The 12,725-nt window shown below is 35.7% G+C and carries 8 protein-coding genes; 4 read left to right on the top strand and 4 right to left on the bottom strand.

Annotated elements, in window-relative coordinates:
* A complete protein-coding gene (gene mfd, locus AWV75_RS03005; RefSeq protein WP_060872943.1) occupies positions 1–3,360 on the top strand; it encodes a transcription-repair coupling factor in 3,360 nt (1,119 codons plus the stop codon).
* A gap of 318 nt (positions 3,361–3,678) precedes the next feature.
* Here the strand turns inward: mfd and AWV75_RS03010 are convergent, their stop codons facing one another.
* A complete protein-coding gene (locus tag AWV75_RS03010) occupies positions 3,679–6,603 on the bottom strand; it encodes a M16 family metallopeptidase (RefSeq protein ID WP_060872944.1) in 2,925 nt (974 codons plus the stop codon).
* A gap of 115 nt (positions 6,604–6,718) precedes the next feature.
* Positions 6,719–8,365 carry an alkaline phosphatase PafA gene (gene pafA, locus AWV75_RS03015; protein WP_060873002.1) on the bottom strand — a complete coding sequence of 549 codons (1,647 nt, stop codon included), beginning with the start codon at positions 8,363–8,365 and terminating at the stop codon, positions 6,719–6,721.
* Positions 8,366–8,669: 304 nt separating this feature from the next.
* On the opposite strand from pafA, the gene AWV75_RS03020 reads away from it, so the two are divergent.
* From AWV75_RS03020 to AWV75_RS03030, 3 genes are all read left to right on the top strand, one after another.
* Positions 8,670–9,230 carry a Crp/Fnr family transcriptional regulator gene (locus AWV75_RS03020; RefSeq protein ID WP_060872945.1) on the top strand — a complete coding sequence of 187 codons (561 nt, stop codon included), beginning with the start codon at positions 8,670–8,672 and terminating at the stop codon, positions 9,228–9,230.
* 84 nt (positions 9,231–9,314) lie between these two features.
* Complete coding sequence (locus AWV75_RS03025) at positions 9,315–10,001, top strand: HAD family hydrolase (RefSeq protein ID WP_060872946.1); 687 nt, start codon at positions 9,315–9,317, stop codon at positions 9,999–10,001.
* Positions 10,002–10,046: 45 nt separating this feature from the next.
* Entirely contained in the window at positions 10,047–10,529 is a 483-nt protein-coding gene (locus AWV75_RS03030; RefSeq protein WP_060872947.1) for a hypothetical protein, read from the top strand.
* A 182-nt stretch (positions 10,530–10,711) separates the two neighbouring features.
* On the opposite strand, the gene AWV75_RS03035 is transcribed toward AWV75_RS03030, so the two are convergent.
* Complete coding sequence (locus tag AWV75_RS03035; RefSeq protein WP_082711013.1) at positions 10,712–11,413, bottom strand: outer membrane beta-barrel protein; 702 nt, start codon at positions 11,411–11,413, stop codon at positions 10,712–10,714.
* Positions 11,414–11,423: 10 nt separating this feature from the next.
* The gene (locus tag AWV75_RS03040; protein ID WP_197429545.1) at positions 11,424–12,722 is read right to left on the bottom strand and encodes a TolC family protein; all 1,299 of its coding nucleotides are present in this window, start codon (positions 12,720–12,722) and stop codon (positions 11,424–11,426) included.
* Positions 12,723–12,725: the final 3 nt, after the last annotated feature.

A 12,725-nucleotide genomic window follows, 5' to 3' on the forward strand; every position in this document is an offset into this window, starting at 1 on the left:
ATGGAATTAAAACAATATTTTAATGAGGCTGTACAAACCCAACAAGTTGTACAAGATTTATTAAATAGTCGACAACCCCTACTTTTTAAAGGTATACTAGGATCTGCTCTATCTTTTCAGCTGGAGAGTCTCTTTCGTCAGACTGAACTTCCCTTTTTATTAATTTTCAACGACAAAGAGGAAGCCGCATATTATCTTAATGATTTAGAACACTTCATCAACAAACAAGATGTACTTTTCTATCCAGGATCGTATCGTCGTCCGTATCAAATTGAAGAAACAGACAATGCGAATGTACTCTTGCGTGCAGAAGTATTAAACCGCATTAGCTCACGCAAAAAACCAGCGATTATTGTTTCCTACGCGGAAGCCATTTTTGAAAAAGTAGTCACCAAAAAGGTATTAGAGAAGAATACGCTAAAAGTACACGTTGGGGATCAATTGTCGATTGATTTCGTGAACGAAACACTATTTGAATATAACTTCAAACGCGTAGATTTCGTTGCTGAACCTGGTGAATTTTCTGTTCGCGGTGGAATCATTGACGTTTTTTCTTTTTCGAATGACAATCCGTATCGCATTGAATTTTTTGGCGATGAAATTGACAGTATTCGAACCTTTGATGTGGAGACCCAGTTATCTGTCGATAAGCAAAAGAAAATCACCATTATTCCCAATGTTGAAAATAAATTTACTGCTGAAACAAGAGAAAGTTTCCTAGAATATATTTCAGAGAAAACAGTTGTTTTTGCACAAAATACAGCTTTTATTGTTGATCAATTGAATCACAATTTTGAAAAAGCTCAGACCATTTTTGAAAAATTAAACAAAGAACTCAAGTATTCCAATCCGAATGAGATGTTCCTGCATGGGGACACCTTTTTACGTCAAGTGGAATTATTCAATTACATTGAGCTCACCGATAGTAAGCACATTACTCCCAAAAAACAGTATGTGTTTCACACCAAACCTCAACCGTCTTTCAATAAGCAATTTGATTTATTGGTCCGCAATCTGAATGATAATTCAGATCATGGTTATACCAATTATTTGTTCTGTGCTAACGAAAATCAAGCGCGTCGATTCAAGGATATTTTTGATGCCATGCGTGATGAAAATCAGAACCAAGTGGTCCAACAATACAAAACAGTTGTTACGCCGATTTATCAAGGTTTCATTGATGAAGAGAAACAAATTGCCTGTTATACGGATCACCAAATTTTTGAGCGATACCACAAGTTTACCCTTAAAAATGGATACACCAAAAAGCAGACAATCACGTTAAAAGAAATCTCTTCCTTAACGGTTGGTGATTATGTAACGCATATTGATCATGGAATTGGAAAATTTGGGGGATTACAAAAGATTCAAGTAGAAGGCAAAACGCAAGAAGCGATTAAATTAGTGTACGCGGATAATGATATTGTCTATGTGAGTATTCACTCCTTACACAAGATTGCCAAGTACAATGGAAAAGATGGTGCTGTTCCTAAAATTCACAAATTAGGTTCTTCTGCTTGGAAAAACTTAAAAACGAAAACGAAAGCACGAGTTAAAACCATTGCATTTAACTTAATTCAATTATACGCCAAGAGACGAACACAAAAAGGGTTTGCTTGTGCGCCAGACAGCTACTTGCAACATGAATTAGAAAGTTCGTTTATCTATGAAGATACTCCTGACCAATTAAAAGCCACCCAAGAAGTAAAAGCCGATATGGAACTAGATCGTCCTATGGACCGTTTAGTCTGTGGAGATGTTGGATTTGGAAAAACAGAGGTTGCGATTCGCGCCGCCTTCAAAATGGTTGATAATGGCAAACAAGTTGCTATTCTTGTTCCTACCACAATCTTGGCCTTTCAACATTTTAAAACGTTTGCTGAACGTTTGAAAGATATGCCCGTTCGCGTAAGTTATATTAATCGCTTCCGAACAGCCAAGCAAAAAAGCGATATCTTACGTGATCTGGAAGCTGGACAAATTGATATCCTGATTGGAACCCATCAATTGGTCAACAAAAATGTAGTTTTCAAAGATTTAGGATTACTTATTATTGATGAAGAACAAAAATTTGGTGTCGCAGTAAAGGATAAATTAAAGACGATTTCTGAGAATGTTGATACCCTTACTTTAACCGCAACCCCTATCCCAAGAACCCTCCAATTTTCACTGATGGCGGCACGAGATTTATCCGTGATCACTACGCCACCACCCAACCGATATCCAATTGAAACCAATGTTGTTGGATTTAATGAGGAGATTATACGCGATGCTGTTGCTTATGAATTGGAACGCGGTGGACAAGTGTATTTTATCAATAATCGCATTGAGAATATACGCGAAGTAGCAGGTATGATTCAACGTTTAGTTCCCGATGCAAAGGTTGGTGTTGGCCATGGGCAAATGGATGGTAAGAAACTTGAGGAGTTGATGCTCGCTTTTATGGATGGCGAATTTGACGTACTCGTAGCTACTACCATTATTGAAAGTGGTTTGGATGTGCCTAATGCCAATACAATTCTAATCAACAATGCGAATAATTTTGGTTTATCTGATTTACATCAGATGCGTGGTCGTGTAGGACGAAGCAATAAGAAAGCCTTCTGTTACTTCATTTGTCCTCCTTATTCTGCAATGACGGAAGAAGCACGCAAACGCATCCAAGCTTTGGAGCAATTTAGCGATTTAGGTAGTGGATTCAATATTGCCATGAAAGATTTAGAAATCCGAGGAGCTGGAGACATTTTAGGTGGAGAACAAAGTGGTTTTATCAATGAGATTGGTTTTGAAACCTACCAAAAAATCATGCAAGAGGCGATTGAAGAACTAAAAGAAAATGAATTCAAAGATTTATATCTCGAGGATAAAAAAGAAGAAAACAAAGTATTTGTTCGCGATTGTCAAATAGATACTGATTTTGAAATTTTGTTTCCGGATGAATATGTCAACAATATTTCTGAGCGCTTAAACTTATACAATGAACTAAGTACCATTACCACAGAACCTGTATTAAAGGCATACGAACAGCGCTTGATTGACCGTTTTGGACCTCTTCCAAGACAGGCCGTTGCGCTTTTAGACAGTTTGCGTATCAAATGGCATGCAAGTAACCTTGGAATTGAAAAAGTGATCTTAAAACAAGGGAAAATGATTTGCTATTTTATTGGAGATCAAAAATCAGGTTACTATACCTCTCCTAAGTTTAGACAAGTCTTAACCTTTGTTCAACAAAGTTCTCACTTGTGTAAAATGCGAGAAAAAGAAACGAAAAATGGCTTGCGCTTGATGTTATCTTTTGAACAAGTCAAATCGATTAAAAAAGCATTGGAATATTTAGCAGGAATTGATGAAATGAAATAAAATGGAGATGAGTTGTGGGTTATAGGTTATGAGGTAAGGGTTATGGGTGAATGAAAACCTTTAATCGGTAAATCTCACAAAGCACAAACCTCACTTAATGGAGAAGAGAAATGAGAAAAGGGAGAAGAGTGATTTTTCAATCCAAACATTGTTTCTGCTATTTAAAAAAAACTGATAGTCATCTATCAAAACAGAAAAGGCTTGCGAATGCAAGCCTTTTCTGTTCTAGATTGGATTTCATCTATTTGTATATCAAACCCTTCTCCAATTTTCCATCTCCAAAAAAAAACACCAACTGAAACGTTGGTGTTTTTTTTATTAATATCCGAATAGATCTTCTAAAGTTAATTCTTTGATTGTTCCGAATTTTTTAACGGCTTCCCAATCTAAGTTTTCTTTCTTACCTAATAAACCAACATTGAATGTTTTTCCTTTCACATGTTGGTTAAAGAAGTTTACTAAATCCCCCATTTTCATTTCTTGGGTTTGTTTGTAAATATCTTTGTTGATATCATAGTCAATTCCTCTCTCTTGTAAAGCTAACCAGTAATAGAAGATTTGAGCTTTTGTATAACGCTGTGTTGCGATATTTTTCAATGCTGAATTCTTAGCATTCTCAAATTGATTCTGCGCTTGAGGCATATCATTCATCAAGTCCATCATCGCATCAACAGCTTGTGGTAATTTATTAGCTTGTGTTCCTACATACGCCATTACGTAGTTGTACTTATCTAATTTTCCTGCATTTGCATAATAAGCATAAGCTGAATAAGCCAAGGATTTAGATTCTCTAATTTCTTGGAAAACCACAGATGCCATTCCTCCACCGAAGTAGCTATTGAATACACTTGATGTAACTAATAAGTCTTTATTAAACTTACTTTCTCTACCGCGGTAAGAAATTTCAGCTTGTACCATATCATAAGGAGCAAAATAAACCGTTCCATCTGTCATTGGTTCAGCATACACTTTTTTCACTGGTGTAACTTTTCCTTTTCCTAAGTTATGATTGGCTACGATTGCTTTTTTTACCGTTGCTAAATCATTTCCATAATAGAAAACCTCTTGATTATAGTCGAAGAATTTATGCAATAGACCTACTAATTCTGTTGGTTTAATTGTTTTTAATTCTGTTTCGCTCAAGATGTCTTTGAATCGGCTCAATTGATTTCCTGAAACAATATAACTGTTTAAAGCACGTTGGATTCCTCCTTTGCTTGACTTCGCATCAAAACGAGCTTTTAAAATCTGATCTACTAAATTCTCATATGACTCTTGATCTGCTTTTGCATCCGTCAATAAGTGCTCTAATAATTTAATTCCCGCTGGAATATTCTCTTTTAATCCAGAAATCGTGATATATGATTTATCTGTTCCTGTATTCAACGAATAATCAACCCCTAATTTGTAGAATTCTTTACGAATATCTGCTGGAGAATATTTATTCGTTCCGATATAATCCAAGTATTCTAATGCTAAACTCAATTTTTTATCGTGATCAGATCCTACTGGTGTGATATAAGTCACAGTAGCTAAATCATTCGTTACATTTTCAATGCTGTATAACGTGGTTTTGATTTTTCCGATTTTCTCCTTTTTCAAGGCTTTGTTGAAATCAACGAATTCTGGTTGAATATCTTTAACTGCAACTTGATTTAATGCTTTATAGAAAGCTGACTCGCTATCTCTATTTAGGTCAATTGGTGTAATCCCAGGGTTCTCAACGCGAACTAAATCTTTATTTTCTCCTTGGCGTTTGTACACAATTGCATAGTTGTCTTTGTAGTTTTCATTAGCAAAACGCACGATATCCGCTTTGGTAATCTTCTCCATACGGTCAATTTCGCTCACTGCTTCCTCCCAAGATCTACCTTGGATAAATGCTTGATACATTTCAGTAGCCATCGAGTCATTATCTTCTAATGCTTTCATTGAGTTCTTTCTCAATTCATTGATTACCGCTTGTAACAACCACTCGTCAAATTCTCCTTTTTTGATGTTTTCGATTTGCTCTAAAATGATATCTCTTACCTCTTCTAAGGTTTGTCCTTCATTAGGCATACCTGTTAATTCGTGAACGGAATAATCTTTCATGATCATTGACGAACTACCTGCGTATAATGCTTTTTGTTTTTGATTGATATCTAAGTCAATCAAACCTGCTTGACCATTGCTCAATAGCATATCAATCATCGTTACATATAAAGCATCTTGTGTTTTTGCACCTCCTAAACGGAAGCCCATCTCTACGCGCTCAGCCTGTGGACTAAATACCTCAGCCGATTTAATTCCTTGAATCGGTTTTTCAACTGCTACATATTCTTTCGGTTGAACTCCTTTTTTCATTGTACCGAAATACTTGTTCACCATTTGAATCGTCTCATCAAATTGGATGTCTCCCACTAATACTACAGCGATATTATTTGGTACATAATATTGATCAAAGTAATTGTGGATGGCTACCATCGAAGGATTTTTCAAATGCTCTGAAGTTCCGATTGTCGTTTGCGTTCCATAGTGTGTCGTTGGAAACAACATCGCCATCATCTTCTCATTAGATGCCCAGAAGTCATTATCTTGACCACGGTTAAACTCTTCGTATACTGCCTCTAATTCCGTATGGAATAAACGCAAAACCAATTGAGAAAAACGCTCTTTTTCAATGATTAAGAATTTTTCTAATTCATTGGAAGGAATGACATTTTTATATACGGTTTCATCAAACCAAGTATGTGCATTTGTTCCTGTTGCACCAATAGAAGCTACCGATTTATCATACTCATTGGCAACCGCATATTGAGAAGCTTCTTTCGAAATCTCATCAATCTTTTTATAGATTGCTTTTTTCTTTTCTAAATCTGTTTCATTTTTATGCTGCTCATACAAGTCAGAGATTTTCTTAATCAACGCTTGCTCTACTTCCCAATTAACTGTTCCTAATTTAGAAGTTCCCTTGAACAACATATGCTCTAAGTAATGTGCTAATCCTGTATTGTCTTCTGGATCATTATTTGAACCAGTACGAACAGGAATATACGTTTGGATTCTCGGCTCATCGTGATTTTGTGCCAGATATACTTTTAGCCCATTATTTAGGGTATAAATTCTAGCATTTGCTGGATCATTTTCTACATATTCATAGGTAAATCCATTGCCATCCGTTTTTGTAAGTGTTTTATATTGAGCGTGTAATACACCACTCATTGAAAATATAAAACCAAACAATAGGTATCTTTTTTTCATAAATAGTAATTTGTAAGTCCAAAGCTAAACATAATTCTCTTTTCTTACACAAAAATAATATCGGGTTAAAAAAGAAAACGCCTTCCGTTTTTCACTAAAGGCGTTTTCATCTTTCTTATTGTTCGATTGCTTCTTGAATTGGGGTTCCAATGTTTCCATTAGGGAACTCTATTTTCAAGATTTGTGCTATTGTTGGTGCAATATCTGTCATATGTGTTTGACGAGTTGTTTTTCCTGGCTTAACCCCCCATCCTAAGAATACTGCTGGAATATGTGCATCATATGAATTCCAACTACCATGTGTAGTCCCTTTTCCATCTTTTGCTCCACTAAACCATTGCGGTTCTAAGATAAGTTGAATCGCTCCACTTCGTTTATAATTATATCCGTTGATGATGCGTTCTCTTAATAGTTGAGGTACTGATGATTTCGATGCTTCATTCATATCAACGACAAAGGCTACTCCCTCTACTTTTTTCAATAGTTTAATCGCAGCATCAATAACTTCCTCTTCCTCTACATTATTCGTTTCAATTACTTCATAGTTTAAATGCACTTGATAATTGGCTAAACTTTTTACCAAGTTTTCAATTCCAAATTTTCTCGCTAATTGCTCATTCAGGTTTTTGCGGATAACCTTTGTATCAAAGTAACCCGAATTTCCTTTTTGATCTGCAAAAAACTTTGGATTGTGAGCAGCTCCATGATCTGCACTTAAAAACAAAGTATAATTACCTTTTCCAATATGTTGATCTAAATACGTCAAGAAATCAGCAATATCTCGATCCAAACGCAAGTACGTATCTTCTATTTCAATTGAATTAATCGCAAATTGATGTCCAATATAATCCGTTGATGATAAACTTACTGCTAAGAAATCCGTTACTTGTAAAGGGTTATTCCCCAATTGCTCGTTTTCAATTGCTCGTTTAGCAAAATCTAACGTTAAGGTATTTCCTTGAGGAGTACTTTTAATTAATTCATATCCATTCTCTTTCTTTAGTTTTACTAAATCACGTGGAAATGTTGGTGTTTGTTCACCTTTAAACGTCTCTTCATACTCGTTATTATCTGCTGTACTCAACACATAGGTATCTATAGGATACAACGTCTTCCATCCTTGTTTGTAGTACTGATCGACCAACTTCTCTTTATTGAATCCCTTTACCCATTTTGGTAAATCCTTCATATAATAGGTACTCGTAATCCAATCTCCTGTTTTACCATCTAACCAATACGCAGCATTGGCAAAATGTCCTGCAGGGAGAATTCCTCCTCTATCTTTAATTGCAATTCCAATTACTTTAGATTGGAAATTAGTAGCCAATTTTAATTGATCCGTAATAGTCGACACCAATAAATTCTTCGGTGATTGTTGTCCTACTTTTCCTTCACCCCCAACTGCCTGAACACTGTCATCTTGTGTACAATACATGTTTTGTCCTGTTGCTTGGATAATAAAATCATTTCCAGCAATTCCGTGTATCGCAGGTACACTTCCTGTATAAATAGTACTATGTCCAATTGCAGTATACGTTGGTACATAATCAATTAACGTATTTTCGCTGGAAAACCCTTCGTTTAATAAGCGTTTAAATCCATTTTCACTATATCGATCATAATAACGATATAAATAATCCCAGCGCATTTGATCAACTACAAGACCCACCACTAATTTTGGTTTTTCTAATTTTTCACTTGCTAAAACAGCAAATGAAAAAAAGCAGCACATGGCTGTAATTACCGTTGACTTAATCTTCATTTTTTTCTTTATTTGGGTGTTATTTAAGTATTTAATAAGGTTTAACAAAGCTATTAAAGTCATTCTACATAGAAAACATCTTGCATCATAAAGTTTGTTAGCATATTCAATCACCTAAAAAATTCATTTTGACAAATAAAGGCTTTTTGCCCTAATTTCATATTATCTCAATATTAAATATCAATAATCCTCTAGATAAATTAAAAATTTTATTCTTTCGTACTCTTGTAATTCCACCATTACCTTTCTTTGAGAATCCCTATCTTTGTGTATTCACAACTCAATCAATTTCATACCTTTTATCATGGATATCGATCAAATTCTTACGGCTATTTATCCTCTACCTGAGCCTTCCCTAACAGCACTAAAGAGTTTGTGTAGTGAATTGCATCTACCGAAAGGTCATATTTTACTTGAAGCAGATCGCATTGAGCACAACATCTACTTTATTAAACAGGGGGTAGTTCGCGCTTTTTCCTCTCATGAAGAAGGAGAAATCACCTTTTGGTTTGGCGAAGAGGGAGGGACTATTCTATCCATGAATAACTATGTAGAAAATCAAAAAAGCTATGAGAGTATTGAGCTTTTGGTTGATTGTGAACTCTATCAGGTCAATGTTCATGAACTAAGTGAATATTATTTGACAGATATCCACATCGCTAACTTTGGGCGCAAATTGGCAGAAAAGGAATTAATGCGCGTAGAAAAGCGTATTATTTCTCGAGACTTGCTATCCGCTACAGCGCGTTATAAAGATTTAATTTCCAATTATCCTACCATTATTCAGCGCGTACCACTCAAACATATTGCTTCCTATTTGGGAATTACACAAGTTAGTTTGAGCCGCATACGCAAAGATGTTTAATCCTATATTGCATTAAATTTAGCCTCTTTATACTAGAAGAGCCTAAATCTTTACTTACCTTTAGGCTGATTATAACAACATAACATGAATAAAATTAAAGTTGTTGCATTTGATGCAGACGATACCCTTTGGATTAATGAGCCTTATTTCAAAGAAGCAGAACAACAATTCTGTATCTTGATGGAAGATTACCTTACCCATCAAAGTATTTCTCAGATTCTCTTTAAAACTCAAGTTGATAATTTACCGCTTTATGGTTATGGAATTAAGGGATTTACGCTTTCCATGATTGAATCCGCTGAAATTATTTCTAAAGGAACTTTAAACATAAAAATTATTGATAAAATTGTCAAGATAGGAAAGGATTTATTGACTAAACCTGTTGAATTGATTGATGATGTGGAAACAATTCTCCAAGAATTACAAACAAAATATCGTTTGGTCGTTGCTACCAAAGGAGACTTAAAAGATCAACATCGCAAATTACACAAGTCGGGGTTAGGTTCCTATTTTCACCATATTGAAGTAATGACGGATAAAGAAAAAATCGATTATGAAAAATTACTACTGCGATTAGACGTACAACCAGAGGAATTTATCATGATTGGAAATTCGTTGCGCTCTGATGTGTTACCCGTCCTGGAGCTAGGTGGCTATGCTGTACATGTTCCTTTTCATACAACTTGGTTACACGAACACATTGAACACCCTGTGATTCACGAGAATTTCACTTCCATTAAAAAATTATCTGAAATTAAAGGCCTGTTGTAATAGGTTTGATCTACACAAAAAACAAAAACAAAAAATAAACAAGCGATGAAAACAAGAATTTTAATCTTAGCAGCCCTAACCTTAACTTCAGGTTACCTTTTGACAAGCTGCAAAGAAAACACCAAAGAAGCCACTACAACTGCTCCAGAAGCAACGGAAGCGAGTCAAGTTACAGAAGCAACAAAAGCAGCACCTGTTAACCTAACTTTTGTATCAGAAGGCTATGCAACAAAAGAAGATGGATCGGATTGGGTAAAAATCAACATAACAAGTTTAGAAAAAGATCAAGTTGCTATTCTCGTGACTTCGAGAGAAGACATTAAAAAACCTACTTGCTCTTTAGAAACCGCAGCAACCCAATTAAATGACCATACGTATCAAGCCATCTTACAAGAAGTTCCTGTAAACTTTACTTTAAAAGAAGGGGAATTAAGCATTGATACCGTAAACGAAAGTGATAGAGGAGTTTTATCGTACTACTGTTCAGGTGGAGGTTCTTTAGTTGGAAGTTATAAAACACTAAACTAAGGTTTTCATCCTCCTCATACTTGATGTAATTTACCATTTTTAGGAGGATATAAGACTTATACAAAATAGAAAAAGGAAACCCAACGGTTTCCTTTTTCTATTTCATAAACAATTTTATTCTATATCGCACTTGTTCATCGATTGATTGGGTATTCTAGGAATCTCCATTTTGTTCGATTTCACTAAAAGCGATAGCCTACATAAACACCAAAATTCTGATTGTAGATTTTGAGGTCATTCGCTCCTGTATTTTCTTCTACCCCAAACGTATTGGAGTTATCAAAAATGGAAGCAAATCCTCGGGTATATTGTGCACCTACGATTAACCCAAATTTAAATTGATACTCTAGGCCTGCAGTAATTCCATAATCCATTTTTTGCAGGTATTTACTATCTTCTTGATCATCTTCTGTAGCGCCAAAGATTCCATGATCCTTATACGTTTTCCCATTTTCATCAACGGAAGTAATAGACGAATACAACAACATATTGATGTAAGGTCCTGCATAAAGCTGCAATCCCCCTATCTTAAACGTCGGGCTAATTGGATTCAGACGTAAACTGTGCATTTCTAACGTTGCATTAAACGTATGTTCCTCTAACTCTCGTTTAAAATCTGCTCCGTAATTCTGATAGTACAATTCATGTTTTAATCCAAAATAGGTTCCGATACTATTATCTACACTCACTCCCACAAAAAAATTATTGCGTTTATCTACTTTGCCCGCTATGGCTAATTCATTCACGTCACCTCCTTTTAGTGTGGATTGTAACCAACCCGCTTTTACACTAAAAGAGGTTCTTCCTTTTAGATCTTCATTGAAGTCCTGTGCTTTCATCGAAAGCCCAGTTAATACTATTAAACTAAATATAATGTGTTTCATCCTACGCTTCTTAAAAATCAATATCCCAAATTCCCACCGCTTTTTCTAACTCTACCAACGATTCTGCATAACCGAATAAAGTCTCTGCATATGCTTGTTGGGTTTCATTATAGGTACGCTGTGCATCTAACACTTCTAATAAGCTACTAGCACCACGTTGGTAGCTATACTTAATCCCTTCAAATACTTGTTTCGCTTCATCTAACATGCCATTTTCAAACCGTTGAATTTGCTTCTGTTTGGTTAAATAATTGCGATAGGCCTGTGTAATTTCTTTTTCCAACTCCAATTCAACCATATCATATTCCAACTCTGCTTGTCTCTCTTCATACAAAGCCGTTTTCAACCCTGCATCACGTCGATTTGAAAATTTCAGAGGAACCGAAATACCTGCTTTCACTACAGTATTTCCTGGTGTAGGTGCTACTGCATTTTTGACAAATGAATTATTTTCAACCCCTAAATTCAATCCTAAATCAATCACGCGTTCTGCTCTCGCTAGCGCAACTTGACGTCCCGCAACTACTTTATTTTGTTGTGCAACTAGAAAATCTGCACGATTATTCTGAGCCGTTACAATGAGATCCTCCAAGGCAAATAGGCGAACGAATTGATTAAAATCACCTACTGGTAAATAAATAGAATCCATTCGACGCGCACTAATGATATTGCGCACTTCAATCAAACTATTTTCCCAAGCATCATCTGCATCTTGTAGATCATTAAGCATCGACTTGGCTTCCAACTTACTTTGGATGGCATCCACTTTGCTAATTTGCCCTAAAGAATAGCGAATACTATCGGACTGTGCTACTTGACGCATGGATTCATATGAATCTTTTTGAATATCAAACAACATCTTGTTTTGCATAGCCTCCAAAAAAGTAATCGTTGATTCTGCACGCAACGTGTGAAAGAACTCTTGTAGCTCTAATTCTGCTAATACTTTCTGATCATGTGCTAAGTTCTTTCTTGCTCTTCGCTTGCCTCCAAGTTCTAGATCCCAAGACAATTCTGCCTCAAATCCATACCCCATTTGCATGCGTTTCTGTTGGTTATCTGCCCAACCAAAACTCAATTCTGGATCAGGAAATGCTTTAGCAGCCTGTACTTCTGCCTCTGCGATGTTGATATTATACTTTTCTGCAGCATAACTCAGGTTGTTTACTACCATTTTGGATAGAAACTCCTTATAGGTCAATGTGCTTTTATTTGTAGCTTGCTCCGTATGCCCATCTTGCGCATACATTGTGCCACCACAAACGATTGACATCACACTTATACTTATATATTTCTTTACAATATTCATCTC

The organism is Myroides odoratus (genome assembly GCF_001549985.1).
Lineage (GTDB): Bacteria > Bacteroidota > Bacteroidia > Flavobacteriales > Flavobacteriaceae > Flavobacterium > Flavobacterium odoratum_A.